General features: G+C 74.6%; 24 protein-coding genes. 14 read left to right on the forward strand and 10 right to left on the reverse strand.

Annotated elements, in window-relative coordinates:
* The first annotated feature begins 63 nt into the window (after positions 1-63).
* Positions 64-1,275 (forward strand): glycogen synthase, encoded by a 1,212-nt coding sequence (gene glgA / locus H9624_RS08045; protein WP_251839381.1) that lies wholly within the window; start codon positions 64-66, stop codon positions 1,273-1,275.
* Between the two features lie 11 nt (positions 1,276-1,286).
* On the opposite strand, the gene H9624_RS08050 is transcribed toward glgA, so the two are convergent.
* On the reverse strand, positions 1,287-2,108 hold the full coding sequence (locus H9624_RS08050; RefSeq protein ID WP_251839382.1) for an Rv1486c family protein: 822 nt from the start codon (positions 2,106-2,108) through the stop codon (positions 1,287-1,289).
* Between the two features lie 49 nt (positions 2,109-2,157).
* Here H9624_RS08050 and H9624_RS08055 point away from each other — a divergent pair, with 49 nt between their 5' ends.
* The 7 genes from H9624_RS08055 to H9624_RS08085 all read left to right on the forward strand — a co-directional run bounded on the left by H9624_RS08055 (position 2,158) and on the right by H9624_RS08085 (position 10,151).
* Positions 2,158-2,952 (forward strand): ABC transporter ATP-binding protein, encoded by a 795-nt coding sequence (locus H9624_RS08055; RefSeq protein WP_251839383.1) that lies wholly within the window; start codon positions 2,158-2,160, stop codon positions 2,950-2,952.
* A 24-nt stretch (positions 2,953-2,976) separates the two neighbouring features.
* Positions 2,977-3,432 carry an NfeD family protein gene (locus tag H9624_RS08060; RefSeq protein WP_251839384.1) on the forward strand — a complete coding sequence of 152 codons (456 nt, stop codon included), beginning with the start codon at positions 2,977-2,979 and terminating at the stop codon, positions 3,430-3,432.
* The gene (locus H9624_RS08065) at positions 3,429-4,745 is read left to right on the forward strand and encodes an SPFH domain-containing protein (protein ID WP_251839385.1); all 1,317 of its coding nucleotides are present in this window, start codon (positions 3,429-3,431) and stop codon (positions 4,743-4,745) included. Before H9624_RS08060 ends, H9624_RS08065 begins: the two co-directional genes overlap by 4 nt.
* A gap of 265 nt (positions 4,746-5,010) precedes the next feature.
* On the forward strand, positions 5,011-6,738 hold the full coding sequence (locus tag H9624_RS08070; RefSeq protein ID WP_251839386.1) for an ABC transporter ATP-binding protein: 1,728 nt from the start codon (positions 5,011-5,013) through the stop codon (positions 6,736-6,738).
* Positions 6,735-8,657 carry an ABC transporter ATP-binding protein gene (locus H9624_RS08075; protein WP_251839387.1) on the forward strand — a complete coding sequence of 641 codons (1,923 nt, stop codon included), beginning with the start codon at positions 6,735-6,737 and terminating at the stop codon, positions 8,655-8,657. Before H9624_RS08070 ends, H9624_RS08075 begins: the two co-directional genes overlap by 4 nt.
* Before the next feature lie 164 nt (positions 8,658-8,821).
* Positions 8,822-9,643, forward strand: a complete 822-nt coding sequence (locus H9624_RS08080; protein ID WP_251839388.1) for a TrmH family RNA methyltransferase — start codon at positions 8,822-8,824, stop codon at positions 9,641-9,643.
* 43 nt (positions 9,644-9,686) lie between these two features.
* Positions 9,687-10,151 carry a hypothetical protein gene (locus tag H9624_RS08085; RefSeq protein WP_251839389.1) on the forward strand — a complete coding sequence of 155 codons (465 nt, stop codon included), beginning with the start codon at positions 9,687-9,689 and terminating at the stop codon, positions 10,149-10,151.
* Between the two features lie 6 nt (positions 10,152-10,157).
* Here the strand turns inward: H9624_RS08085 and H9624_RS08090 are convergent, their stop codons facing one another.
* Positions 10,158-10,562, reverse strand: coding sequence for a RidA family protein (locus tag H9624_RS08090; protein ID WP_251839390.1), 405 nt, complete (start codon positions 10,560-10,562; stop codon positions 10,158-10,160).
* Positions 10,563-10,644: 82 nt separating this feature from the next.
* On the opposite strand from H9624_RS08090, the gene H9624_RS08095 reads away from it, so the two are divergent.
* Complete coding sequence (locus H9624_RS08095; protein WP_251839391.1) at positions 10,645-11,007, forward strand: winged helix-turn-helix transcriptional regulator; 363 nt, start codon at positions 10,645-10,647, stop codon at positions 11,005-11,007.
* An 8-nt stretch (positions 11,008-11,015) separates the two neighbouring features.
* On the opposite strand, the gene H9624_RS08100 is transcribed toward H9624_RS08095, so the two are convergent.
* Positions 11,016-11,549: an OsmC family protein gene (locus H9624_RS08100; RefSeq protein WP_251839392.1), complete on the reverse strand. Its 534-nt coding sequence runs from the start codon at positions 11,547-11,549 to the stop codon at positions 11,016-11,018.
* Positions 11,550-11,639: 90 nt separating this feature from the next.
* Positions 11,640-12,101, reverse strand: a complete 462-nt coding sequence (locus H9624_RS08105) for a tRNA (cytidine(34)-2'-O)-methyltransferase (protein ID WP_251839393.1) — start codon at positions 12,099-12,101, stop codon at positions 11,640-11,642.
* A gap of 76 nt (positions 12,102-12,177) precedes the next feature.
* On the opposite strand from H9624_RS08105, the gene H9624_RS08110 reads away from it, so the two are divergent.
* Positions 12,178-12,618: a hypothetical protein gene (locus H9624_RS08110; RefSeq protein WP_251839394.1), complete on the forward strand. Its 441-nt coding sequence runs from the start codon at positions 12,178-12,180 to the stop codon at positions 12,616-12,618.
* Positions 12,619-12,621: 3 nt separating this feature from the next.
* Here H9624_RS08110 and H9624_RS08115 read toward each other — a convergent pair whose 3' ends face one another.
* Genes H9624_RS08115 through H9624_RS08125 form a run of 3 tightly spaced genes read right to left on the reverse strand, consistent with a single transcriptional unit; the run spans position 12,622 to position 14,929 of the window.
* Positions 12,622-13,833 (reverse strand): MFS transporter, encoded by a 1,212-nt coding sequence (locus H9624_RS08115; RefSeq protein ID WP_251839395.1) that lies wholly within the window; start codon positions 13,831-13,833, stop codon positions 12,622-12,624.
* On the reverse strand, positions 13,830-14,405 hold the full coding sequence (locus tag H9624_RS08120; protein ID WP_251839396.1) for a YbaK/EbsC family protein: 576 nt from the start codon (positions 14,403-14,405) through the stop codon (positions 13,830-13,832). Before H9624_RS08120 ends, H9624_RS08115 begins: the two co-directional genes overlap by 4 nt.
* A complete protein-coding gene (locus H9624_RS08125; protein ID WP_251839397.1) occupies positions 14,402-14,929 on the reverse strand; it encodes a YbhB/YbcL family Raf kinase inhibitor-like protein in 528 nt (175 codons plus the stop codon). Before H9624_RS08125 ends, H9624_RS08120 begins: the two co-directional genes overlap by 4 nt.
* A 131-nt stretch (positions 14,930-15,060) precedes the next feature.
* Between H9624_RS08125 and imuA' the strand changes: the two genes are divergently transcribed.
* A complete protein-coding gene (imuA', locus tag H9624_RS08130; protein WP_251839398.1) occupies positions 15,061-15,939 on the forward strand; it encodes a DnaE2-dependent mutagenesis accessory factor ImuA' in 879 nt (292 codons plus the stop codon).
* Entirely contained in the window at positions 15,939-17,537 is a 1,599-nt protein-coding gene (locus H9624_RS08135) for a Y-family DNA polymerase (protein ID WP_251839399.1), read from the forward strand. Before imuA' ends, H9624_RS08135 begins: the two co-directional genes overlap by 1 nt.
* Before the next feature lie 7 nt (positions 17,538-17,544).
* Here H9624_RS08135 and H9624_RS08140 read toward each other — a convergent pair whose 3' ends face one another.
* Positions 17,545-18,708, reverse strand: coding sequence for an ROK family transcriptional regulator (locus H9624_RS08140; RefSeq protein ID WP_251839400.1), 1,164 nt, complete (start codon positions 18,706-18,708; stop codon positions 17,545-17,547).
* Positions 18,709-18,830: 122 nt separating this feature from the next.
* Here H9624_RS08140 and H9624_RS08145 point away from each other — a divergent pair, with 122 nt between their 5' ends.
* Entirely contained in the window at positions 18,831-21,206 is a 2,376-nt protein-coding gene (locus H9624_RS08145) for an alpha/beta hydrolase domain-containing protein (protein ID WP_251839401.1), read from the forward strand.
* 59 nt (positions 21,207-21,265) lie between these two features.
* Here H9624_RS08145 and H9624_RS08150 read toward each other — a convergent pair whose 3' ends face one another.
* Together H9624_RS08150 and H9624_RS08155 are read right to left on the reverse strand one after the other, a co-directional pair.
* A complete protein-coding gene (locus tag H9624_RS08150; protein ID WP_251839402.1) occupies positions 21,266-21,841 on the reverse strand; it encodes a protein-L-isoaspartate O-methyltransferase family protein in 576 nt (191 codons plus the stop codon).
* A gap of 20 nt (positions 21,842-21,861) precedes the next feature.
* Positions 21,862-22,071, reverse strand: coding sequence for a hypothetical protein (locus tag H9624_RS08155; RefSeq protein ID WP_251839403.1), 210 nt, complete (start codon positions 22,069-22,071; stop codon positions 21,862-21,864).
* A gap of 83 nt (positions 22,072-22,154) precedes the next feature.
* Here H9624_RS08155 and H9624_RS08160 point away from each other — a divergent pair, with 83 nt between their 5' ends.
* On the forward strand, positions 22,155-25,457 hold the full coding sequence (locus H9624_RS08160) for an error-prone DNA polymerase (protein WP_251839404.1): 3,303 nt from the start codon (positions 22,155-22,157) through the stop codon (positions 25,455-25,457).
* Position 25,458 lies beyond the last annotated feature (1 nt).

Raw genomic sequence — 25,458 nt, forward strand, 5'->3', positions numbered from 1 at the left:
CTGACTCTAGGGCTGCTTAGATGGTCCTGCAGGCTATTCGTCGGTCCCGGAGGAGGGTCCAGCATGCGTGTCGACATGCTCACCAGGGAGTACCCGCCCCACGTGTACGGCGGTGCGGGCGTCCACGTCGCCGAGCTGGCCCGGGTGCTGCGCAGCCGCGCCGACGTCCGGGTCCACTGCTTCGACGGCCCCCGGGAGGGGGAGGAGGGCGTGCGCGGCTACTCCGCCGTCGCCGAGCTCGCGGGCACGAACGCCGCCCTGCAGACCTTCGGCGTCGACCTCGCGATGGCCGACGCCGTCCGGGGGACCGACATCGTCCACTCCCACACCTGGTACGCGAACCTCGCGGGCCACCTCGGCGGGCTGCTCCACGACGTCCCCCACGTCCTGTCCGCCCACTCCCTGGAGCCGCTGCGGCCGTGGAAGGCCGAGCAGCTCGGTGGCGGGTACGCGCTGTCCTCCTGGGCCGAGCGCACGGCCTACGAGGGCGCCGCGGGCGTCGTCGCGGTGAGCGGCGGGATGCGCGAGGACATCCTGCGCAGCTACCCCGCCGTCGACCCCGCGAAGGTCACCGTCATCCACAACGGCATCGACCTCGCCGGCTGGCAGCGGCCCGCCGGGGAGGAGTCCGAGCGCGCCGAGCAGGTGGCCCGCTCGCACGGCATCGACCCGACGCGCCCCGCCGTCGTCTTCGTCGGGCGCATCACCCGGCAGAAGGGCCTGCCGCACCTGCTGCGCGCGGCCCGCGCGCTGCCCGAGGACGTCCAGCTCGTCCTGTGCGCCGGCGCCCCGGACACCCCGGCGCTCATGGCCGAGGTTCAGGCCGGTGTCGAGGAGCTCAAGGCCACCCGCGGGGGCGTGGTGTGGATCGAGCAGATGCTCTCGCGTGCCGACCTCATCGCCGTGCTCACGGCCTGCACCGTCTTCGTGTGCCCCTCGGTCTACGAGCCCCTCGGCATCGTCAACCTCGAGGCGATGGCCGTGGGCCTGCCCGTCGTCGGCTCGGCCACCGGTGGGATCCCCGAGGTCGTCGATGACGGCGTCACCGGCACCCTCGTCCCCATCGACCAGGTCACCGACGGGACCGGCACGCCGGTGGACCCCGCGCGCTTCGAGGCCGACCTCGCCGCCGCGCTCACCGCCGTCGTCACCGACGAGACCCGTGCCGCCGAGATGGGCGCCGCCGGGCGTCGCCGCGCCGAGGAGCACTTCTCCTGGGAGTCGATCGCCGACCGCACGATGGCGTTCTACGAGCAGGTCCTCGCCGGCTCCTGACGGGGCCGGCCTCAGCGGGCGCGGGCGACACCGCCGGAGACGTGGCTGACGCTCGCGGCGGCCAGCGCTCGGCGGGCGGTGTGCTCGAGCTCGCGCAGCACCTCCGCGCGCGCCGCACCCTGCCGGGCCACGACCGCACCGCCGTCGTCCTCGAGCGCGAGCTGGACGACGGCGAGCAGCCGCGCCGCGCGGGTGAGCACCTCCACCCGCACGGGCTCCAGGCCCGGGGGCAGGAGGTCGCTGGAGACGTCCTCACGCAGGAGGTGCGCCGCCTCGCGGGCGACGTCCGGCCGCCAGCCGGCGAGGTCGAGCTGCTCGAGCGCGTCCCCGGCCGTCACGAGTGCCCGGACGATCTCCTGGCGGGCCTGCCGCAGCGAGCCGGTCAGCCCGAGCAGCGTGGGGACGGGACGCTCGGCGAAGGGGAAGGGGTGGAGCACCCAGCGCACGAGGGTGCCGGGCTCGAGCTCGCTGCCGAAGGACTCGACCTGCGGCACGACGGCCCACGAGCCGCCCTCGGAGCGGATGAGGAGGCACTGGCCGGCGTCGACGGCGTCGAGGAGCGCCACCCCCGGCAGCCCGGCGACGTGCCCGGGCGCGGGGAGCACGGCGCCGACGTCCGTCAGCTCCTCGCCCACGAGGCGTCCGGTCATCTGACGCAGCGAGCGGACCTCGCCGTCGGGACGGAGGACGACGTGCGTCTCGTCCCCGGCGACGGCACGCAGGGCGGCATCGACGACGTCGCTCCCCTCGCCGCTCCCGGACGGACCGGCGGCGACGACGGACGGGAGCCACAGCGCCCCGAGCACGGCATGAGGAAGAACGAGTTCGGGCACGCCCCCACCGTAGACGGCTCGCGGCCCTGGTGACGGATAGGGTCGGTCCATGAGCGATGTGCTGGAGATTGCCGACGTGACCCTGCGACGCGGGTCGAAGACGATCCTCGACGGCGTGGGCTGGTCGGTCAACGACGGCGAGCGCTGGGTGGTGCTCGGCCCCAACGGCGCCGGCAAGACGACCGTGCTCCAGATGGCCGCCGGTCGGCTCTTCCCCAGCGAGGGCACGGTCCGTGTCCTCGGGGACCGCCTCGGCGCGGTCGACACCTCCGAGCTGCGCACCCGGATCGGCCTGGCCTCGGCCGCCCTCGCCGACCGCATCCCCGGCCACGAGCGCGTGCTCGACGTCGTCCTCACCGCCTCCTACGGCGTCACCGGCCGCTGGCGCGAGTCCTACGACGACTACGACACCTCCCGCGCCCGGGACCTGCTCGCCGCCTTCGGGGTCGAGCAGCTCACCGACCGGAACTTCGGCACCCTCAGCGAGGGGGAGCGCAAGCGCGTCCAGATCGCGCGAGCCCTCATGACCGACCCCGAGCTGCTCCTCCTCGACGAGCCGGCCGCGGGCCTGGACCTCGGGGGCCGCGAGGAGCTCATGGCCGCCCTCGGGGAGCTCGCCACCGACCGCCGCTCGCCCGTCATCGTGCTCGTCACCCACCACGTCGAGGAGATCCCCGAGGGCTTCACCCACGGGCTGCTCCTGCGCGAGGGACACGTCGAGGCGGCCGGCCCGCTGGAGGAGGTCCTCACCCCCCAGCACCTGTCGCGCGCCTTCGGCCTCGACCTCGAGGTCGAGCGGCACCGCGGGCGCTGGACCGCCCGCGCGGCCGGACGCGGTCGCTAGGATCGGGGCGGAGGAGGGACGACGATGGCGTGGTTGTGGTGGTTGGGCGGAGCACTCGTCCTCGGTGTGGTCGAGATGCTCACCGTCGACCTCATCTTCCTCATGTTCGCCGGCGGTGCGCTGGCGGCCGGTGGCGTCGCGATGCTCGGGGCGCCGCTGTGGGCCCAGATCCTCACCTTCGCCGTCGTCTCCGTCGTGCTCCTGGCCGTCGTGCGCCCGTGGGCGCTGGGCTACCTCAAGCGCTCCACCCCTGACACGCTCACCAACGTCGCGGCGCACGTCGGCCGCAGCGCCGAGGTCCTCGTCGACTGCACCGACCGCGCCGGGCGCGTCAAGCTCGCCGGTGAGGTGTGGACCGCCCGCGCCGCCGAGCCCGGCAGCCTGCTGCCCACGGGCACCACCGTCCAGGTGGTCCGGATCGACGGGGCGACCGCCGTCGTCGCGCCCCTGCCCGTCACCTACCCCGAAGGAGCCATGTGAACGACAACACCGGGAGCCTCGTGCTCACCGTCGTGCTCGTCCTGCTCGCCCTCTTCGTCATCATCGCGATCTGGCGGGCGGTGCGGATCGTCCCGCAGGCCGTCGCGCTCATCGTCGAGCGGCTGGGCAAGTTCAACACCGTGATGTACGCGGGCCTGCACTTCCTCATCCCGTTCGTCGACCGCGTCCGCGCCGGTGTCGACCTCCGCGAGCAGGTCGTCTCCTTCCCGCCGCAGCCGGTCATCACGTCCGACAACCTCGTCGTGTCGATCGACACCGTCATCTACTTCCAGGTGACCGACCCCAAGGCCGCGACCTACGAGATCGCCAACTACATCACCGGTATCGAGCAGCTGACGGTGACGACGCTGCGCAACGTCATCGGCTCGATGGACCTCGAGCAGACCCTCACCAGCCGCGACCAGATCAACGGCCAGCTGCGCGGGGTGCTCGACGAGGCGACCGGCCGCTGGGGCATCCGCGTCAACCGGGTGGAGCTCAAGGCGATCGACCCGCCGCAGAGCGTCCAGGGCTCGATGGAGCAGCAGATGCGCGCCGAGCGGGACCGCCGCGCCGCCATCCTCACCGCCGAGGGCGTCAAGCAGTCCCAGATCCTCACCGCCGAGGGTGAGAAGCAGGCCGCGATCCTCCGTGCCGAGGGCGAGGCGCAGTCCGCGATCCTCAAGGCGCAGGGTGAGTCCCGCGCCATCCTCCAGGTCTTCGACGCCATCCACCGCGGCAAGCCCGACCCCAAGCTCCTCGCCTACCAGTACCTGCAGATGCTGCCGGAGCTGGCGAACAAGGAGTCGAGCAAGTTCTTCGTCATCCCCACCGAGTTCACCGCCGCCCTGGGTGCGATCTCCAAGGGCTTCGGCGGGGGAGGGCCGCTCGGCGGTCCCGACGACGACGACGGCCCGGCCCCGCAGGTCGACTTCGGCCCGCACGACAGCTCGATGGCCTCGGGCCTGGCAGAGACGAACCTCCAGGACCCGGACGAGGCGCTGGCCCAGGCCCGCAGCGAGGCGCAGCAGGCCACGTCGGAGGCGAACGCCGCCGGGGAGCGCTCCGGCCGTCCCTTCTCCGACTCCGCCGAGCGCGGCCAGCGGCCGGCGGAGGACGAGCCGCAGGCCGGCGGCCGCCGTGCCGCCGACCAGTCGCGCTTCGCCCCGCCCGCGGGCGCGCCCACGCCCCCGCCGCCGGCGCCGGGCTCGCACCGTCAGCCGCCGCCGCCGAGCGCGAACCAGCCCGGCCCCACGGCCGGCCCGCCCACCACGGCGCAGCCGGAGCAGGATCCCGACTGGCCCCAGCAGTAGCCAGCGACGACGACGGGGGCCCCCCCCCCCCCGGGGGGGGGGGCGCCGTCGTCATGCCCGCGTCCCTGCACCTTGGGTCGTCCTTCCCGGTCACGGGTCGCACTTTCCGGCGGGTGGCGCAGGTGGGGAAAGGGCGACGCAACGCGGGCCGGACGGCGTCGGCGTCATCGTCCGTGCCCGCCCTCAGCGAAATCGGTCGGGGGATGTCGGTGGGGCGTCTTACCCTGACGGAGCCGACCCACCGGCGGCGAAGTGAAAGGCTGACATGCTCCTCACCCTGCTGCGGCGCCACCTGCGCCCGTACCGCCGCGACGTCCTGGTGGTCGTGCTGCTCCAGTTCGTCCAGACGCTCGCCGCGCTGTCGCTGCCCAGCCTCAACGCCGACATCATCGACAACGGCGTCGTCGTGGGGGACACCGGCTACATCATGCGCGTGGGCGCGCTCATGCTCCTCATCAGCGCCGTCCAGGTCGCCTGCGCGATCAGCGCGGTCTACCTCGGTGCGCGTGCCGCGACGAGCGTGGGCCGCGACCTTCGCCGCGCCGTCTTCAGCCGGGTGCAGCGCTTCTCGGTGGCCGAGGCCGGCCGCTTCGGCGCCCCCTCGCTCATCACCCGCTCGACGAACGACGTCCAGCAGGTCCAGATGGTCACCCTCATGACCTTCACCGTCATCGTCATGGCGCCGATCATGATGGTCGGCGGCGTGGTGATGGCGCTGCGCCAGGACGTGGGGCTCTCGTCGCTGCTGCTCGTCGTCGTCCCGGTGCTGCTCGGGCTCATCGTCGTCATCGCGCTGCGCATGGGGCCGCTGTTCAAGCTCATCCAGGGCCGCATCGACCGGATCAACCTCGTCATGCGCGAGCAGATCTCCGGTGTGCGGGTCATCCGCGCCTTCAACCGCCAGCCGAGCGAGCGGCAGCGCTTCGCCCGCGCCAACAGCGAGCTCATGGGCACGAGCCTGACCGTCGGCTACCTCATGGCGCTGATGTTCCCCGCCGTCCAGGTGGTCATCAACGCCTCGTCGGTGGCGGTCGTGTGGTTCGGCGCCGGGCGCATCGACTCCGGGGCGATGGAGGTCGGCTCGCTGGTCGCCTTCCTCAACTACCTCATGCAGATCCTCATGTCGGTCCTCATGGCCTCGATGATGTTCATGATGGTGCCGCGCGCCGCGGTGTCCGCCGACCGCATCGAGGCGGTCCTCGGCACCGAGCCCGCGATCGTCGCCCCGTCGCGGCCCCGCCGGCTGCCCGCCGGGCGCACCGTCATCGAGCTCGACGGCGTGAGCTTCGGCTACGCGGGCGCGGCCGCCCCGGTGCTCCACGACGTCTCGCTGCGCCTGGAACCGGGACGCACGACGGCGATCGTCGGCTCCACCGGCTCGGGCAAGTCCACGCTCGTCAACCTCCTGCCGCGGCTCGTCGACGCCACCGGTGGCGTCGTGCGAGCCGGAGGAGTGGACGTGCGCGAGCTCGAGCCCGCGGACCTGCGGGCGCGCGTCTCCGTCGTGCCGCAGCGGGCCTACCTCTTCTCCGGCACCATCGCCTCGACGCTGCGCTTCGCGCGGCCCGAGGCGACCGACGCGGAGCTGTGGACCGCGCTCGAGGCGGCCCAGGCGAGTGAGTTCGTCACCGGGCTGGGCCTGGACGCCAGGGTGGAGCAGGGCGGCTCGAACTTCTCCGGCGGGCAGCGGCAGCGCCTGGCGATCGCCCGCGCGCTCCTCAAGCCGGCGGACCTCTACGTCTTCGACGACTCCTTCTCGGCGCTCGACTACGCCACCGACGCCCGCCTGCGGGCCGGGCTGCCGGGGGCCACCGCGGGCGCCGCCATCCTCATCGTCGCCCAGCGGGTGGCGACCATCCGCGACGCCGACGAGATCGTCGTCCTCGACGAGGGCCGGGTGGTGGGCCGCGGCACCCACGCCGGCCTCATGGAGGACAACCCCACCTACCAGGAGATCGTGCTGTCCCAGCTGAGCGCGCAGGAGGCGGCATGAGCCACCACCGTCCAGGCCCGGGCCTTCCCCCGGGCGAGAAGTCGGCCAACTTCGGCGCCTCGCTGAAGCGGCTGCTCCGCGCCATGGCGCCGGAGCGGGTGCGGCTGGTCGTCGTGCTCGTCCTGGCGGTCGTGGCCGTCGGGCTCCAGGTGCTCGGACCCACGCTGCTCGGGCGCGCCACCGACATTGTCTTCAACGGGGTCGTCGGCCGGATGCTGCCGCCGGGCTCCACGCTCGAGCAGGCGGTCGCGGCGCTGCGCGCGTCGGGGCAGGACCAGGTCGCCCAGATGGTCGGCGGCATGGAGAACGTCGTGCCCGGGCAGGGCATCGACTTCGACGCGCTCGGTCGCATGGCCATGCTCGTCCTCGCCGTCTACATCGGCTCGGCGGTGTTCCTCTGGATCCAGGGGCGGATGCTCGCCGGCATCGTCCAGCGCACCGCCTTCCAGCTGCGCCGCGACGTCCAGGCCAAGATCGACCGCCTGCCCCTGCGCGAGCTCGACTCGCGGGCGCGCGGCGACGTCCTGTCCCGCGTCACCAACGACATCGACAACGTCTCCCAGACCCTCCAGCAGACGCTCTCCCAGGTGGTCACCTCGATCGTCACGGTCGTCGGGGTGCTCGTCATGATGTTCGTCCTGTCCTGGCAGCTCGCCCTCATCGCCCTCGTCACCGTGCCGGTCTCCGCGTGGGCCACGGCCACCATCGCCAAGCGCGCGCAGCCGCACTTCGTGGCGCAGTGGAAGTCCACCGGTGACCTCGGCGGGAAGGTCGAGGAGGCCTTCACCGGCCACGAGCTCGTCACCGCCTTCAACGCGCAGGACGCCGTGCGCGAGGGCTTCGACGAGGACAACGAGCGGCTCTTCCGCGCGAGCTTCCGCTCCCAGTTCATCTCCGGCACGATCATGCCGGTCATGGGGTTCGTCGGGAACCTCAACTACGTGCTCGTCGCCGTCGTCGGTGGGCTGCGGGTCGCCTCGGGCGACCTCAGCCTCGGCTCCGTGCAGGCCTTCATCCAGTACTCGCGGCAGTTCACCCAGCCGCTGGCGCAGCTCGCGTCGATGGCGAACCTCGTCCAGTCCGGTGTGGCCTCCGCGGAGCGGATCTTCGACATCATGGACGCCGCCGAGCAGTCGCCCGACCCCGATCCGGGCAAGCGGCCCGCCCAGGTGCGCGGCGCGGTGCGCCTGCAGGACATCGCCTTCAGCTACGACCCCGAGCGTCCGCTCATCACCCACCTGGACCTCGACGTCCAGCCGGGGCAGACGGTCGCCGTCGTCGGGCCCACCGGGGCGGGGAAGACCACCCTCGTCAACCTCCTCATGCGGTTCTACGAGATCGACTCCGGCCGCATCCTCATCGACGGCGTCGACACCCGTGAGATGACCCGCCACGACCTGCGCGAGCCGATCGGCATGGTCCTGCAGGACACGTGGCTCTTCGAGGGCACGATCGCGGAGAACATCGCCTTCGGCCGCGACGGCGCCACCGAGGAGGACGTGCACCGGGCGGCCGAGGCGGCGAGCGTCGACCGCTTCGTCCAGAGCCTGCCGGACGGCTACGACACCGTCATCGACGAGGAGGGGGGCGGCGTCTCCGCCGGCGAGAAGCAGCTCATCACCATCGCGCGCGCCTTCCTCGCCGAGCCGCAGCTCCTCATCCTCGACGAGGCGACGAGCTCGGTCGACACCCGCACCGAGATGCTCGTCCAGCAGGCGATGACCCGGCTGCGCAGCGGCCGCACGTCCTTCGTCATCGCCCACCGGCTGAGCACCATCCGTGACGCGGACGTCATCCTCGTCATGGAGCACGGCGACATCGTCGAGCAGGGCACCCACGAGGAGCTCCTGGACGCCGACGGCGCCTACGCCCGCCTCTACCGCAGCCAGTTCGCCGCCCCCGCCCTCGCCGAGGAGTAGAGGCACCCCGGTACCGCCTCGCGCCGACAGCTGGATCCCGCACCCCCCCACCCCCGTGCGCCGACAGCTGGATCCCGTACGCCCACCCCCTTGCGCCGACAGCTGGATCGCGCACCCCCACCCCCGTGCGCCGACAGCTGGATCGCGCACGGCAGAATGGTCCGGTGCCGCTCATCCGCATCACCGACCCCACCGACGACCGCCTCCTCGACTACACCGGCCTCACCGACCTCGCGCTGCGCCGGCGCCTGGAGACCGAGCGCGGCCTGTACATGGCCGAGAGCACCAACGTCATCACGCGGGCGATCCGGGCGGGCCACCGTCCCCGCTCCTTCCTCATGGCGGAGAAGTGGCTCGGGACGATGGCGCCTGTCATCACCGGGGCCTGCGGCGCCGACGACGGCGGATCGGACGTGCCGGTGTTCGTCGCCGAGGAGCCGGTGCTCGAGGCGATCACCGGCTTCCACCTCCACCGCGGCGCGCTGGCGGCGATGCACCGCCCGCCGCTGCGCGAGGTCGCGGACGTCGTGGCCGGCGCCCGCCGGGTGGCGGTCTTCGACGGCATGGTCGACCACACGAACCTCGGCGCCGCCTTCCGGAGCGCCGCGGCGCTCGGGGTGGACGCCGTGCTCATGACGCCCACCTCCGCCGACCCGCTGTACCGCCGCTCCGTCCGGGTGTCCATGGGCACGGTGTTCCAGGTGCCGTGGACCCGCCTGGACTCGTGGCCCGGCGCCATCGAGGAGGCCCAGCGTCTTGGCTACACCGTCGCCGCGCTGGCGCTGAGCGACGACTCGATCAGCCTCGACGAGTACGTGGCCGAGGGCCACGAGCGCTCGGCCTTCGTCTTCGGCCCCGAGGGCCACGGCCTCGCCCCGCGGGTCCTCCAGATGGCCGACCGCGTCGTCCGCATCCCGATGGCTGCAGGAGTCGACTCCCTCAACGTCGCCGCCTCCGCCGCCGTCGTCTTCTACGCGACGCGGTAGCCGACCGCGCCCCGGCGGGCGCCCTCACCGCTACCGTGGTGAGGTGCCCACACGGACCCGGCCGACGGCGGCCGCCCTGCTGCTCGCCGCGGTGGGGCTTGCGGGCTGTGTCGATACCGGGCCGACGACGGCGTACTGCGGGCCGGCCGAGCCGGTCCTCGCGCCCGCTGCCGTCGGGCCCGGCGACGAGCTGCGCGTCGAGGTGGCCGGGGCCGCCGTAGTCGACGGCTGCGAGCAGCGCCTGCCGGACCGCGCGCGCTACGAGATCCGGCTGACGTCCGAGCGGACCGCCGAGGGTTCGGCCGACGGGCCGTACACGGCGACCCTCGGCGTGCTCGAGCCCGGTGCGGACGGTGGGGCGGTCGGCACCGTGCGCCTCCCGGACGACGTGCCGCCCGGCGTCGTCGAGGTGTCCGTCGACCTCACGGGAGCCGAGACGATCTGCGAGATCGACCCGACGATGCAGTGCGCGCGGGACCCCTTCGCGTCGATCGACGTCACCGCCTGAGCGGCGTCAGTCGACGACGGCGGTCGCCTCGACCTCGACGAGGATCTCCGGCGTGTACAGCGTGCTCACCCCGATGAGCGACGCCGCCGGCATCGGCAGCGACAGGCCGACCTCCTCGGCCACCGCCTCCACGCCCGCCATGAAGTCCGCGATCCGCTCCACCTCCCAGTCGGTGACATAGACGGTGAGCCGCACGACGTCGTGGAAGGTCGCCCCGCCGGCGCGCAGTCCGACGGCGACGTTCCGCAGGGCCTGGGCCGTCTGGCCGGCGAGACCCTCGGCGAGGACACCGTCGGGGTCCTGACCCACCTGGCCGGCGACGTGGACGTGCCGGGTACCGGTGGCGACGGCGACGTGGTGGTACGGGGTGTCGCGGGCGAGGCCCGCGGGGCTGAGGCGGTGGACGGTCATGGGGACTCCTCTAGGGTGTGGCGGAAGGGGGCATCCCCTTCCTACCGGCCGCCCGGCGAGCACCTCAACGAGACCAGGTTTCATGAGCGATACCGCGTCACTGTCCGCGCAGGTCAGCGCCTCGCACCGCGAGCTCGTCGGTCAGGTGCTCGACCGGTGGAGCCTCCACGTGCTCAGTGAGCTGTGCGAGGGGCCCAGCCGCTTCAACGACCTCCGGCGCGCCGTCCCGGGCGTGACCCAGAAGTCGCTCACCGCCACGCTGCGGCGCCTGGAGCGCAACGGGCTCGTCAGCCGCACGGTGCTGGCCACCCGGCCCGTCGCCGTCGAGTACGCGATGACGCCCCTGGGCAAGACCGTGCGCGAACCGGTCGACGCGCTGCTCGCCTGGTCGGCCGCGCACGAGGAGGAGATCGAGGCGGCGCGCGACCGCTTCGACCTCGAGTAGCGCCGCCGTCAGGCGCGGCGGACGGTGACCGGCGGGGGAGCGGTGAGCGTGCGCGCGACGACGCAGTAGCGCTCGGTGAGCTCGAGCAGCTTGGCGACGGTGGCGTCGTCGGCGTCCGTGTCGAGGTCGACGAGCACCTCCACGGAGCTGAGCCCGACCGGCGCCTCGCGGTCGACCCCGAGGGTGCCGCGGGCGTCCCACGTGCCGTTGGCCGTGACCGAGGCCGAGCGCAGCTGGACGCCCATCGCCGTCGCGACGGAGGACAGGGTGACGCCGGCGCAGGCGACGAGCGCCTGGAGGACGATGTCCGCCGAGCACGCCTGGCTGCCGTCACCGCCGGTGGCCGGGTGGAGGCCGGCGACGACGTCCCCCGCCCACGTCGGGACGGTGGCGGTCAGCGCACCCTGGTCGACCCGCGCCGTCGCGGTGCTCGTGACGAGCGCGCCGGCCGGGTCCTGCTTGTAGGCGTCCTTGAGCGGGCGCTGGCGGGCACGGAGGGCGGCCGAGGGGGTCTGCGTCTCGTCGGTGCTGGTCGCGGTCATCGTCGTGCGTCCTCCGTCGGTGCTGGCGTGAGCGCGCAGCGCTCGGGCGTGTGCATCACAACACACGCCCCCGGCACGGGCAACGCCTTCTCACGCTCCGGCGTACCCCTGCTGGCGCCATGCCTCGTAGACGCCGATCGCCGCGGAGTTCGACAGGTTCATCGACCGCACGCCGGGCACCATCGGGATGCGCACCCGCTCCGTGACGCGCGGGTCCGCGAGCAGCTCGGCGGGCAGGCCAGTCGTCTCGGTCCCGAAGAGCAGGGCGTCGCCGGGCTCGTAGCGGATCTCGGAGAAGCCCACCGTCGCGTGCCCCGTGAAGGCGTACACGCGGCCCGGCGCGACGGCCGCCAGGGCGGCGTCGATGTCGGGGTGGACGACCACGCGCGCGAGGTCGTGGTAGTCCAGCCCCGCGCGGCGCAGGTGCGCGTCGGTCAGCTCGTAGCCGAGCGGCTCGACGAGGTGGAGCGTCGCCCCGGTGCACGCGACCATCCGGATGGCGTTGCCGGTGTTCGGCGGGATCTTCGGCTCGTGGAAGATGACATGGAACACCGGGACATCCTCCCACCGGCGCGCGGGAGGCACGGCCGAGGACATAACCTCGGGGCAGACGGAAGGAGCAGGACACATGGGCAAGGTGACGACGATCCTCAAGACCGCGGCGAAGTTCGGGCCGGTGGTCTACCCCGTGGTGAAGAAGGGGGCCGCCATGCTGCGCGAGAACCCCGAGCTGGCCCGGCAGGCGCAGAGGATCCTCGACAGCCTCACCAAGGCCCGCGCCTCCCGCTCCCGTCCCGAGGGGCTGCGCCGCTCCGTGGACGTCCTGCGCGGGCAGGCCCAGCGCGCCCTCGCCACGGCATCGAGCCCCGAGGAGGTCACCCGCGCCGAGGGCTGGCTGGCCCAGGCCGACAAGCTCGACGGCGCGATCCAGCTCATGGCCCTGCACGACCGCAAGGGTCAGACCACCGACGCCGCCGCCATCGAGGCCCGCGTCGAGGAGCTCTTCGCCCAGATCTTCACCGCGCTCGTCGAGCAGGACGGCGACCAGCGCCGGCTCCCGCCCGCCTGAGCCTCAGCGCTCCCGGCCCCGCAGCACCCCGGCGAGCAGCAGCGTCCCCACGGCGAGGACCGGCACGACGGCCAGACCCGCCCGCAGACCGAGCGCGTCACCGATCGCCCCGACGAGCGGCGGGGAGACGACGAAGGCCACCCGCATGAGCCAGGAGACAATGGTGAGGGCGCTCCCGGCCCGCATGCCGGGCATGTCGTCGGCCGCGTTCATGGCGGCGGGGACGAGCGTGGCGGAACCGAAGCCGGCCAGCGCGAACCCGACGATGACGACGACGGCGGACGGCCCGACCACGACCAGCCCCATGCCGACGAGGATGAGGACGGCGCCGAACCGGGCGACGGCCCGCTGACCGAGGCGGTCGGTCATCGGGTCCCCGAGCACCCGGCCCACGAGCTGGGCACCGACCATCGCGACGAAGCCCAGGCCCGCCAGGGCGGGACCGGCGTCGAGCTCCTGGGTGAGGAAGACCGCGGACCACGTGCTCCCGGCGTCCTCGACCATCGTCCCGCTCATCGCGATGAGGACGAGCGCGGCGAGGAACACGGGCGGGCGGCGCAGCCACGCCGGCACGGCGCCGCCGGCAGTGGCGTGGTGCTCCTCGACGAGCGGCGGCCCCACCGACATCCCGGCCGGGAGCGTGAAGCGGCGGGCGACGAGTGCGACGAGCACCCAGAGCACGCCCGAGACCGTGAGGTGCACCCCGAGCGGCACCTCGTTTGCGGCCGCCGCCGTGCCCATGAGGCCGCCGGTCACCGCCCCGGCGCTCCACACCGCGTGGAAGGAATTGATGATCGAGCGGCCGTAGCCGCGCTGGACGGCGATCCCATGGCTGTTCTGCCCGACGTCGGTGATCGAGTCGGCCGAGCCCGCGACGAACAGGGCGGCGACGATCAGCCACAGCGCCGGCGCCCAGCCGACGGCGACGAGCCCGGCCGCGGTGAGGACCGTGCCGGCGACGGCGACGTTCGCCGCCCCGCAGCGGCGGATCGCCGCCGCGGCGGCGAGTCCGGAGATGATCGCGCCGACGGGGAAGGCGATGACGACGAGCCCGAACTCGGTGTTCGTGAGGTCCAGCCCGGACTTGATCGCGGGGTAGCGCGGCAGCAGGTTGGAGAACAGCGCCCCGTTCGTGAAGAACAGGGCGCCGGTCGCCACCCGCGCGTGACGCAGGAGACGCGACGGCACAGGGCGGGAGGAGGGGGCGGTGCTCACGGCTCGGCGGCCAGGCCCAGCCCCTCGACCGGCTCGGCGCCGGGCAGCGCGAGGAGCACCTCGCCGGGCAGCAGCAGCTTGGACCGGCGCACGCCGCTGCCGACGATCACCGGCCCGCCGGCGACCGCGGCGTCCACGAGCAGCCGCCACCCGGCGGGCAGGCCGACGGGCGTGATGCCGCCGTACTCCATCCCCGAGGCCTCCACGGCGCGGTCGGTCGGCCAGAAGGAGGCCTTGCGGACGTCGAGCAGGCGCCGCACGGTGGAGTTGACGTCCGCCCGGGTGGTCGCGCGGACCGCGCAGGCGGCCACCCGCTCCTCGCCGGCGCGCTTGCCCGCGACGAGGACGCAGTTGACCGAGGCCTCCAGCGGCAGCTCGTAGGCCTCGGTCATCGCCGCGGTGTCGGCGAGCTCGGGGTCGATCTCGGCGACGTGCACCCGGTCGGCCTGCTCGAGCGCCTCGAGCGCGGCGCGCACGGGCTCGGCGAGCAGGTCCGGGCGCTGCAGGGCCGGCACCCAGGTGAGGGTGCCGTACCGGACCGAGCCGTCCGCCGTCGTCGTCGGCTCGCTCACTTCTGGTAGGTGGGGGTGATGACGGCCCTGGCGATGGTGTGGAAGAGGGCCGTGAAGGCCACCTTCGTCGGGCTGTCGTCGGGGTCGAGCTCGAGGGAGTCGGTGTCGAGGGCGTGGACGGCGAAGACGTAGCGGTGCGGGCGGTCCCCGGCGGGCGGGGCCGCACCGGTGAAGTCGTGGGTGCCGGCGTCGTTGCGCACGTGGTAGGCCGCGCCGGGGAGCATGAGGTCGCTCTCGCCCCAGCCCTGCTCGAGCTCGGTGAGGTCGGCGGGCAGGTCGACGACGGTCCAGTGCCAGTAGCCGGCCGGCGTGGGGGCGTCGGGGTCGAAGCAGCTGACGAGGAAGCTCTGCGTCTCCTCGGGGAAGCCGGACCACGCGAGCTGCGGCGAGACGTTCTCGCCGTCGGCGGCGAACATCCGGTCCAGGGGCTGCCCGTCGGTGATGTCGGTGCTCGTCACCGTGAAGGACGGCACGGGGGGCAGCAGGTCGTAGGGTGCGGGTGCAACGGGGCGCTGCAGGTCCATCGAGGCCTCCTTGGTGTGGGTTCACTCTCAACCTACGGCGTGGGGGCGCGGGATGCCGCGACGGGCACGCCGACGATGTCGGTCCCACCTGTCATCATCGAACAACTGTTCGATAGACTGTGGAGGTGGCGATGACCCCGGCAGAGCGCATGGCGACCGCGCGCCGGGCCCTGGAACGGGCCGAGGCGGCGGCCGGCCTGCGGACGCGGCTGGCGGTTCTTGCCGACGACGACGCCTCCTCCCGCCGTCCCGTCGCCTCCCGCCTCCCCGCGGTGCCGGCTCCCGACGCCGTGCCGGCTCCCGGCACCGTGCCGGCTCCCGAGGGGCCCGCCGCCCCCGCTCCCGTCCCGTCGCGAGCCGGGGCGCGCACCGCCGCGGGCGCGGACCACCTGCCGGTCCCCTCGGCACTGGCCGGCTTCTTCCCGCCCGCCGGGCTGCGCCGGGGCAGCGTCGTCCAGGTCGGCGGCTCCTCCTCCCTGCTCCTCACCCTGCTGGCCGCCGCCCAGGGGGAGGGCTGGGTCGCGCTCGCGGCCCTGCCGGACATCGGGCTGCAGGCCGCGGCCGACGCCGGGCTGCACCTGGGCCGCAGCCTCCTCGTGCCCAGGCCGGGGCCGGAGGCGGCCTCCGTCGTCGGTGCCCTCGTCGACGGCGTCGACGTCCTGGCCGTCGGGGACTGCCGCGCCCTGAGCGCGCGCGACCGGCGGCTGCTGTCGGCGCGGCTGCGCACCCGCGGGGCCGTGCTGCTGAGCACGGCGCACTGGCCGGGCGCCGACGTCGTGCTCCGGGCGGGGGAGGCCCGCACCGGCGGGCTCGGGCGTGGCTGGGGGCGGGTGGAGGCGGGGGAGATGACCGTGCACGGCCGCGGCCGCAGCGGCGTCGCCGGCCGGGTCCGGGTGCGCCTCACCTCCACGGGCCTGGACGTCGTGGCCGACGGCGGTCGCGAGGTCGCGGCTCCGGCCCCCGAGGTGGTGGCGGCCGGTACCGGCTCCCGCCTGCGGGCGGTGTCCTGATGACGGCGCCCACCGCGGACCCGGCGCAGGCCGGGGTGTCGGCCCTGCGCCGGGCGGTGCTGTGGGTGCCGGACTGGCCGGTGGCCGCCGCCGTCGCCGAGGGTGTCGTCGGCAGCCACGAGCCGGTCGCCGTCCACGACTCCCGCGGCGTCCTCGTCTGCTCGGCGGCCGCCCGCGCGGAGGGCGTGCGGCAGGGCATGCGGCGGCGCACCGCCCAGGGCCTGTGCCCCGAGCTCGTCCTGCTGGCCGCGGACGAGAACCGTGACGCCCGCGCCTTCGAGCCGCTCGTCCAGGCGGTCGAGGACGTCGTCGCCGGCGTCGAGGTCGCCCGTCCCGGGGTGCTCCTCATGGCCGCCCGCGGGCCGGCCCGTCACGCCGGGGGAGAGGACGCGCTGGCCGAGCTGCTCGTCGGGGCAGTCGCGGAGGACACCGGCGCCGAGTGCCAGGTGGGGGTGGCCGACGGCCTGCTCGCCGCCCTCCTCGCCTCGCGGGCCGGGATCGTCGTGCCGCCCGGGCAGGGGCCGGCCTTCCTCGCCCCGCAGGACGTGCGCCGCCTCGAGCTCGCCGCCACCACCCGGGAGCGGCGCGCCGAGCTGGGCGAGCTCACCGACCTTCTGCGCCGGCTCGGGCTGCGCACCCTCGGGGCGCTCGCGGCCCTGGCCCCCGGTGACGTCGCCGCCCGCTTCGGCACCCTCGGGCTGCTCGCCCACCGCCTCGCCCGCGGCGGGGACGTCTCCGTGCCCGCGCCCCGCCGCCCGGAGCAGGACGTCACCGTGCGCACCGACCTCGACCCGCCCGCCGCCCGCTCCGACGTCGCCGCCTTCGCCGCCCGCGCCCTGGCCGAGGAGCTCGCCGAGCGGCTGCAGCGCCGCGGCGTCGTGTGCGGGCGCGTCCAGGTGCTCGCCCGCACCGAGGACGGCACCGAGCTGGCCCGCACCTGGCGCCTGGACGTCGCCCCCAGCCCCGCCGACCTCACCGACCGCGTGCGCTGGCAGCTGGACGGCTGGCTCTCGGGCCGCAGCGCCCGCCCGCCCAGCGCGCCCCTCGTCCACCTCGAGCTGCTCGCCCAGGAGATCAGCCCCGCCGGGGTCGTGAGCGACGGCCTGTGGGGGCGCCGCGGGCGCGGGGAGGTGCAGGCCGAGCGGGCCGCGCTGCGCGTCCAGGGCCTCCTCGGTGCCGAGGGCGTGCTCGTGCCCGTCCTCCAGGGCGGGCGCGACCCGCGCACCCGGGTGCGGCTGGTCGCCTGGGGTGACGACCCCGTGCCCGTCCTGCGTCCCGACGCCCCCTGGCCCGGCCGGCTGCCCGACCCCGCCCCGGCCACCCTCCTGGACGAGCGGCGCGCCGTCGTCGTCCTCGACGCCGCGGGCGCCCCGGTGACGGTGGACGGACGCGTGCGGCTCAGCGGGGAGCCCGCGCGGGTGGTCGACGACGACGGCAGCCGCGAGGTGGTCGGCTGGGCCGGCCCGTGGCCGATGTGGGAGCGCTGGTGGGGCAAGGGGCGCCGCCGTGCCTGGCTCCAGGTGGCCCTGTCCGACGGCGTCGCCCAGCTCCTCGCCCTCGAGTCGGGCCAGTGGTGGGTGGAGGGCCTGTACGACTGACCGAGGCTCAGACCGGCAGGGAGGCGAGGGCCAGCGCCGCGGCTCCCAGCGGGCCGGCGTCGCGGCCCAGCGTCCCGACGACCACGTCGACGTCGGCGTTGAGCGGCAGCGCGGTGCGCGCCACCGACTCGCGCACCGGGCCGGCGAGCAGCTCACCGGCCCCGGCGAGGGCCCCGGTCAGTACGATCGCCTGCGGGTTGAGCGCGTTGCACAGCCAGGCCGCCACCTGCCCCGTCGCCTCCCCGGCGTCCCGCAGCGCGCGGCGGCACGCCGGGTCACCGGCGGCCGCGGCCCCGAGCACCTCGCGCGGGGTCGGCAGTCCCCCGTGCCGGACCGTCAGCGCCTCGAGCACGGCGGGGACCCCGGCGTAGACCTCCAGGCACCCCCGGCCCCCGCACCGGCACAGCGGTCCGCGCGGGTCGACGGGCACGTGCCCGAACTCCCCGGCGCCCCCGCGGCGGCCGGTCTGCACCTGACGGTCGATGACCACGGCTCCGCCGACGCCGGCGTGCAACTTGAGCAGGACGAGGTCGTCGTAAGGGCGGGCCGCACCCCACAGGAGCTCCCCGCGCGCCGCGCAGTTCGCGTCGTTGTCCGCCACCACCGGCGCCCGGAGGGCCTCGGCGAGCGCCGCCGGGAGGTCGAGGTCCTCCCACCCCTGACGCATGCCCTGCGGCCCGGTCGGGGCCGGCGTCGCCGCCGGTCCGAGCCCCAGCGCCAGGGCGAGCCCCACACCGAGCAGCGGGGCGGCGTCCTCCCGGCCGCTGAGCTCGCGCACGAGGTCGAGCGTCGCGTCCAGGGCGTCGCCGGCGCCGTACGCCAGCGGGAGGCGCCGCACCGCGCCCGGTCCGTGGCCGTGCCCGGCGTCCACCACCCGTGCCCGGACGTGGGAGGCGCCGAACTCGACCCCCACGACCTCACCGCGCCCGGCGTCGAGGGCGAGGAGCGTCCCGGGCCGCCCGCGCCCTCGTTCGGCGCGCCGTCCCTCGGGCAGGGCCCGGGTCGCCTGACCGGTCTCGTGGATGGTCCCCGCCGTCAGGAGGGCGGCGACGACGCCCGAGACGGTCGACTTCGGCAGCCCGGTGCGCCGGGCGAGCTCCGCGCGGGTCATCGGCCCGAACGAGCGCAGGGCGGTGACGGCGCGCGAGGTGGCGTCCCGGAGATCGGCCATGGGCAGACGGTACTCCTTTCGGCCGGAACTGAACCATTGACACCACCAGAACCCCCTCCTAGGTTCTGGAGCGTCCGTACTCAGGCCTGGCCACCCGGCCACCGTCGATCCCGGGAGCACCCATGGCGCGCACACTCACGGCGCTCGTCGCCGCATCCGCCCTCACCATCCCCGCCCTGCTCGGTCCGTCCGCCGCCGCCGCACCACCGGGCCCCGAGGGGTTCGACTCCCAGGCCGCCGGCGAGAACGTCCCCGCGCCCACCGTCACGGGGCCGGTCCCCGCGACCAGCGAGGTCGGGGACCCCGCGCACGGCTACCCCTTTCTCGCCACCGACGTCGACCTGGACGCCGCCGGCTACGTCGAGGAGGAGTTCCTCGTCTCCGGCGAGGCCACCCGGTACGCCACGCAGGGGCTGTCCGACGCCGTCGTCACCAGCACCGGTCACCCGTACACCACGCGCCTCGTCGTCCGCCGCCCGGCGGAGGAGGCCGACTCCAACGGCGTCGTCGTCGCCGAGTGGCTCAACGTCTCCAACCAGTGGGACCAGGAGGTCGACTGGTTCCAGACGCACGAGCACCTCATGCGCGAGGGCTACACGTGGGTGGGTGTCTCCGCCCAGCGTGCCGGCGTGCACTCGGCCACCGGGCTCAAGGCGTGGAGCCCGGAGCGCTACGGGACGCTCGACCTCACCGACGGCGGAACCGTCGAGGACGACTCCCTGTCCTACGACGTCTTCAGCCAGGCCGTGAAGGCGCTGCGCGACCCGGCCGGCACCGACCCGCTCGGACCGCTCGACCCGGAGTACGTCATCGCCACGGGCCACTCGCAGTCCGCGGGCCGCCTGCACACCTACTACAACAGCATCCACCCGCTCGCCGACGTCGTGGACGCGGTCGTCCTCCACGGCGGCGGGGGACAGGTGCGCACGGACCTCGACACCCCGCTGTTCAAGCTGAACTCCGAGGGTGACGTCGCGATCAACCTCCTCGGGGCAGCCGAGCGCCAGCCCGACTCGGACGTCCTGCGCACCTGGGAGGTGGCGGGCGCCTCGCACGGTGACTGGAAGCTCATCACCGACTACGGGCCGCTGCGCCTGCGCGACATCGGCACGCTGCCCGGTGGGCACCCGGACCTCCCGCAGACCTGCGACCTGCCCTCCCTCTCGCGGGTGCCCCAGCACCAGGTGCAGGCCGCCGTGTACGACCACACCGTCGCGTGGGTCGCCCACGGCGTCCAGCCGCCGACCGCGGAGCCGATCGAGCTGGACGACGAGGGCGAGATCGTCCGTGACGAGCTCGGCCTCGCCCAGGGCGGCATCCGCCTGGCCGCGCAGGACGTGCCCGTGCGCGTCAACAGCGGCGTCAACTCCGGTCCCGGTTTCTGCTTCCTCGACGGCAGCTCGACGCCGCTGGCCGAGGACGTGCTCGGCGAGCTCTACCCCACGCCCGAGGCGTACGCCGAGCGGGTCGCCGTCGCGACCGAGCACGCGGTGGAGCAGGGGTACGTGCCGGCCGACGTCGCCGTCGACCAGGCGTGGTACTCCGACCTGGCCTACCTCGTGGGCGACCTCGCCACGGAGGGCCGGATCCCCGAGGCGCTCGCCAACGAGCTCGCCACCGCGGCCGGACAGGCCCTGCGGCACGCCGACGACGGCGAGCTGGACCTCGCCGTCGAGCAGCTCGAGCTCGTCGTCGCCCAGGTGAGCGGCTCCGACGTCGACGACGCGGCGCAGGCGGCCGTGCTGCGCCAGGCGATGGCCGCCCTCGCCCTGCTCCCCGAGCCGGAGCCCGAGCCCGAGCCTCAGCCCGGCGCTCAGCGGTACGGCTTCTTCCTCAACAACAACTGGGACGGGCGGGCCGACGTCGCCTTCCAGTACGGCCGGCACACCGACGAGGTCCTCGTGGGCGACTGGGACGGTGACGGCACGGACACCCTCACGGTGCGCCGCGGGAACCGGTTCTACGTCAACAACGCCGCCCGGGGCGGGGACGCCGAGCGCGTCGTCGTCTACGGCCGGCCAGGGGACACGGTCCTCGTCGGCGACTGGGACGGCGACGGGCGCGACACCTTCGCGGTGCGTCGCGGGGCGGAGTACCACGTCCGCAACACGATGGCGTCGGGCGAGGCGGACGTCGTGGTCCGGTACGGCCGCGCGGGCGACGAGGTCGTCGTCGCCGACTGGGACGGCGACGGTTCCGACACGCTGGCCGTCCGCCGCGGCGCGCGGTACCACGTGCGGAACGTCATCGCCGGTGGCGACGCCGACGTCGTGCTCACCTACGGCCGCGCGGGTGACGTGACCCTGGCGGGCGACTGGGACGGCGACGGCCGCGACACCTTCGCGGTCCGCCGGGGGGCGACGTACCACGTGAGGAACTCCCTGACGGGCGGGGACGCCGACCGCGTCCTCACCTACGGCCGCGCCGGTGACGCGGTCCTCGTCGGTGACTGGGACGGCAACGGCACCGACACCCTGGGCGTGCGCCGCACCCCCTGACCGGGTGGGACGCACTGAGGCCCGCCCCCCGCGCGCCGGGGTGCGGGCCTCGCCGCGTCCTAGGGCCTGCGCAGCGGGACGAAGCGGTAGCTGCCGAAGGCGCGCGTCGTCACCTCGTCACCGGAGCGGTCGACGACGACGAGCTCGCCGCGGACGGGGACGACCATGCGCCCGCCGTCGGCGAGCTGGTCGACCAGGGCGCGGGGGAGGCGGCGCGCCTCGGCGGACACGAGGACCCGGTCGAAGGGGGCGTGGCCGGGCAGGCCGAGCGCGCCGGGGACGGCCGGCTCGATGGCTGCCGCGACACCGGCGGCCGCGAGGTTCGCGCGCCCCGTCTCCACGAGTGCCGGCTCGAGCTCGACGCCGCGCACCTCGCCGTCCGGCGCCACGAGCCGGGCGAGGATCGCCGTCGTCCACCCGGACCCTGAGCCGACGTCGAGCACGCGGTGCCCGGGGCGCGCGTCGAGCAGGGTGAGCATCCGCGCCACGGTGCTCGGCTGGGAGCAGGTGGCGTGGTGGCCGATGCTCAGGGGCTGGTCGGCGTCGGCGAAGCGGTGCTGGTCCGGCGGGAGGAACGTGCGCCGGTCAAGGGCCGCCATCACCTCCCGGACCCGCGCGTCGCCGTCGTCGTCCATCTGCGCCCTCGGGTGTCCTGTCAGTCGCTGCCGTCGTACGGGGCGGCCAGGTCGAGATGCTCGCTGCCGGGGACGGGCACCTCCTGCCAGGTCTCGAGGACCGGCACGCCGAGGCCGTCACCCCCGGTGCCGGCGAGGCGGAGCGTCTCCAGCTCCGGCGACAGGAGGGTATCCCGGTCGGCCTCGGTCAGGCGGGGCAGGTCGCGGTCGACGACGTCGTCGGTGCTCATGAGTCGACGGTACTCCGCGGCACGGGTTGGGGGCACCCGCGAGCACGGCCTAGAATCGAACACATGTACGACAGGAGGCTGAGGTGACCCCGCGCTACGCCGAGCTGCACGCGCACTCGGCCTTCAGCTTCCTCGACGGCGCCAACCAGCCCGAGGAGCTCGCGGTCGAGGCGCACCGCCTCGGGCTGTCGGCCCTGGCCGTCACCGACCACGACGGCCTCTACGGCGTCGTCCGCTTCGCCGAGGCCGCCCGCCGGATCGGGCTGCCCGCCGTCATCGGTGCCGAGCTCACCCTCGGCTCCGCCGAGCGCGCCACCGGCCAGATGGACCCGCCCGGCAACCACCTCCTCGCCCTGGCCCGGGGACCGCAGGGCTACCGCAGCCTGTCCCGCGCCATCGCCGAGGCGCACCTCGCCACGGGGGAGAAGGGCCGCAGCGACTACCGCCTGCCGGCGCTCGCGGAGGCCGCGGACGGGCAGTGGCTCGTCCTCACCGGCTGCCGCAAGGGTGCGGTGCGCCGCGCCCTGGAGACCGGCGGACCGGGGGCCGCGCGCGCCGCCCTCGACGAGCTCACCTCGCTCTTCGGGCGGGACAACGTCGCCGTCGAGATCACCGACACCGGGGACCCGCTCGACTCCGCCCGCAACGACGCCCTCGCCGAGCTCGCCGCCGCGGCGCGCCTGCCGCTCGTCGCCACCGGCGCCGTCCACTGTGCCCGCCCCGCCGACCAGCCGCTCGCCGACGTCCTCGCCGCGGTCCGCGCCCGCGCCACCCTGGAGGAGATCGACGGTTGGCGCCCGCCCACCGCCGCCCACCTGCGCTCGGCGGCGGAGATGGCCGCGATCCACGCGCGGCACCCGCAGGCGGTGACGACGGCCGCGGACCTCGGCGCCGAGTGCGCCTTCGACCTCGCGCTCGTGGCCCCCAACCTGCCGCCGCACCCGGTCCCGGCCGGGCACACCGAGGCCACCTGGCTGCGCGAGCTCACCTACCGCGGCGCGGCCGAGCGCTACGGGCCGCGCGGGGCCGAACGCATCCCCGGCGCCTACGCGATGATCGAGCACGAGCTGCAGGTCATCATCGACCTCGACTTCCCCGGCTACTTCCTCATCGTCCACGAGATCGTCGACTTCTGCCGCGAGCAGGGCATCCTGTGCCAGGGCCGCGGCTCGGCGGCCAACTCCGCGGTGTGCTTCGCGCTGGGGATCACCGCCGTCGACGCCGTCCAGCACCGGCTGCTCTTCGAGCGCTTCCTCTCCCCGGGCCGCTCCGGCCCGCCCGACATCGACCTCGACATCGAGTCCGGACGCCGCGAGGAGGTCATCCAGTTCGTCTACGAGCGCTACGGGCGCACCCACGCCGCGCAGGTCGCCAACGTCATCTCCTACCGGCCCCGCTCGGCGGTCCGCGACGCCGCCCGTGCCCTCGGCTACGACCTCGGGCAGCAGGACGCGTGGAGCAAGTCGATCGAGCGGTGGCGCAGCCTGCGCAACCCCGACGACGGCGGCGACGCACGCGGCGCCCGTGACGGTCGCGGCCCCTCACCCGCCGACGACGTCGCCGGCATCCCCGACGACGTCGTCGACATCGCCGAGCAGATGCTGCGCCTGCCCCGCCACCTGGGCATCCACTCCGGGGGGATGGTGCTGTGCGACCGTCCCGTCGTCGAGGTCTGCCCGGTGGAGTGGGCCACGATGCCCGGGCGCACCGTCCTGCAGTGGGACAAGGACGACTGCGCCGACGCCGGCCTGGTGAAGTTCGACCTCCTCGGCCTGGGCATGCTCACCGCCCTGCGCCTGGCCTTCGCCGAGGTCAACGCGCACGCGGCGCCCGGCACCCCGCCGGTGGGCCTGCACTCCCTGCCGCAGGAGGACCCCCGCGTCTACGACCTCCTGTGCGCGGCGGACACCGTCGGCCTGTTCCAGGTCGAGTCCCGCGCCCAGATGGCCACCCTGCCGCGCCTGCGGCCGCGGAACTTCTACGACATCGTCGTCGAGGTCGCGCTCATCCGCCCCGGCCCGATCCAGGGCGACTCGGTCAACCCGTACATCAACCGCCGCCGGGGCCGGGAGAAGGTCACCTACCTCCACCCGCTGCTCGAGCCGGCGCTGTCCAAGACCCTCGGCGTGCCGCTGTTCCAGGAGCAGCTCATGCAGATCGCCATCGACGTCGCGGACTTCAGCCCGGGGGAGGCCGACCAGCTGCGCAAGGCGATGGGCTCCAAGCGCTCCACCGAGCGGATGGAGGCGCTGCGCGGGCGGCTCCTCGAGGGCATGGCCCGCAAGGGCGTCACCGGCGCCGTCGCGGACCAGATCTACGACAAGCTCAAGGCCTTCGCGGACTTCGGCTTCCCCGAGTCCCACGCCTTCTCCTTCGCCTACCTCGTCTACGCCAGCGCGTGGCTCAAGGTCCACCACCCCGAGGCCTTCTACGCGGCGCTCCTCGCCGCGCAGCCGATGGGCTTCTACTCCCCGCAGACGCTTGTCGCCGACGCCCGCCGCCACGGCGTCCGGGTGCTGCGGGCGGACGTGCAGACCTCCCAGGCCCAGGCCGTGGTCGAGCGGAGTAACAACTCAGCTCTCGGTGAGGAGGGGGCGGGCCCCGCGCCGACAGCTGGATCACGCCCGCCCGAGGACGTGCCACGGGACGTGGGCAGTGGGCGGCGGCTGGTCGACCCGCACCCGCACCTGGCCGTCCGGCTGGGGCTGGCCCCGGTCCGCGGCATCGGGGAGAGGACCGCCGAGCGGGTCGTGGCCGAGCGGGACGCGAACGGACCCTTCGCCGACATCGCCGACCTCGCCCGGCGGGTGCGGCTCACCGCCGCCCAGCTCGAGGCCCTGGCCACGGCCGGCGCGCTGGACTGCTTCGGCCTGGAGCGGCGTGCGGCGCTGTGGGCCGCGGGGGTGCTGGCGGGGGAGCACGCCACCCTGCCGCACACCGCCGTCGGGTTCGAGGCCCCGATGCTGCCGGGGATGGACGAGCTGGAGACCGCCGTCGCCGACGTGTGGGCCACCGGGGTGTCCACCGACAGCTTCCCCACCCAGTTCCTGCGCCCCGAGCTCACCGCCCAGGGGATCGCGAGCATCGGCGGGCTGGCCACCGCCGAGGTGGGCAGCAGGGTGGAGGTGGCCGGCGTCGTCACCCACCGGCAGCGGCCCGGGACGGCGGGCGGCGTCACCTTCCTGTCCCTGGAGGACGAGACGGGCCTGCTCAACGTCGTGTGCAGCCCCGGGCTGTGGGCGCGCTACCGGCAGGTCGCCCGCACGAGCGCGGCACTCGTGGTGCGCGGGACGGTGGAGCGGGGCGACGGCGTGCTCAACCTCGTCGCCGACCACGTGCGCGACCTCCCGCTCCGGGTGGCCTCGCGCTCCCGCGACTTCCGCTGAG

The sequence above is a fragment of the Oceanitalea stevensii genome (assembly GCF_014837105.1).
GTDB classification, from domain to species: domain Bacteria; phylum Actinomycetota; class Actinomycetes; order Actinomycetales; family Actinomycetaceae; genus Oceanitalea; species Oceanitalea stevensii.

What these genes read in the sequence shown, in the direction of transcription:
- H9624_RS08060 (WP_251839384.1), top strand. Translation starts at nt 2,977, where the DNA reads ATGGCGTGGTTGTGGTGGTTGGGCGGAGCACTCGTCCTCGGTGTGGTC.
- H9624_RS08135 (WP_251839399.1), top strand. Translation starts at nt 15,939, where the DNA reads ATGACGGCGCCCACCGCGGACCCGGCGCAGGCCGGGGTGTCGGCCCTG.
- H9624_RS08145 (WP_251839401.1), top strand. Translation starts at nt 18,831, where the DNA reads ATGGCGCGCACACTCACGGCGCTCGTCGCCGCATCCGCCCTCACCATC.
- H9624_RS08055 (WP_251839383.1), top strand. Translation starts at nt 2,158, where the DNA reads ATGAGCGATGTGCTGGAGATTGCCGACGTGACCCTGCGACGCGGGTCG.
- H9624_RS08070 (WP_251839386.1), top strand. Translation starts at nt 5,011, where the DNA reads ATGCTCCTCACCCTGCTGCGGCGCCACCTGCGCCCGTACCGCCGCGAC.
- imuA' (WP_251839398.1), top strand. Translation starts at nt 15,061, where the DNA reads ATGACCCCGGCAGAGCGCATGGCGACCGCGCGCCGGGCCCTGGAACGG.
- H9624_RS08155 (WP_251839403.1), bottom strand. Translation starts at nt 22,071, where the DNA reads ATGAGCACCGACGACGTCGTCGACCGCGACCTGCCCCGCCTGACCGAG.
- H9624_RS08090 (WP_251839390.1), bottom strand. Translation starts at nt 10,562, where the DNA reads ATGACCGTCCACCGCCTCAGCCCCGCGGGCCTCGCCCGCGACACCCCG.
- H9624_RS08150 (WP_251839402.1), bottom strand. Translation starts at nt 21,841, where the DNA reads ATGGACGACGACGGCGACGCGCGGGTCCGGGAGGTGATGGCGGCCCTT.
- H9624_RS08095 (WP_251839391.1), top strand. Translation starts at nt 10,645, where the DNA reads ATGAGCGATACCGCGTCACTGTCCGCGCAGGTCAGCGCCTCGCACCGC.
- H9624_RS08100 (WP_251839392.1), bottom strand. Translation starts at nt 11,549, where the DNA reads ATGACCGCGACCAGCACCGACGAGACGCAGACCCCCTCGGCCGCCCTC.
- glgA (WP_251839381.1), top strand. Translation starts at nt 64, where the DNA reads ATGCGTGTCGACATGCTCACCAGGGAGTACCCGCCCCACGTGTACGGC.
- H9624_RS08125 (WP_251839397.1), bottom strand. Translation starts at nt 14,929, where the DNA reads ATGGACCTGCAGCGCCCCGTTGCACCCGCACCCTACGACCTGCTGCCC.
- H9624_RS08110 (WP_251839394.1), top strand. Translation starts at nt 12,178, where the DNA reads ATGGGCAAGGTGACGACGATCCTCAAGACCGCGGCGAAGTTCGGGCCG.
- H9624_RS08075 (WP_251839387.1), top strand. Translation starts at nt 6,735, where the DNA reads ATGAGCCACCACCGTCCAGGCCCGGGCCTTCCCCCGGGCGAGAAGTCG.
- H9624_RS08140 (WP_251839400.1), bottom strand. Translation starts at nt 18,708, where the DNA reads ATGGCCGATCTCCGGGACGCCACCTCGCGCGCCGTCACCGCCCTGCGC.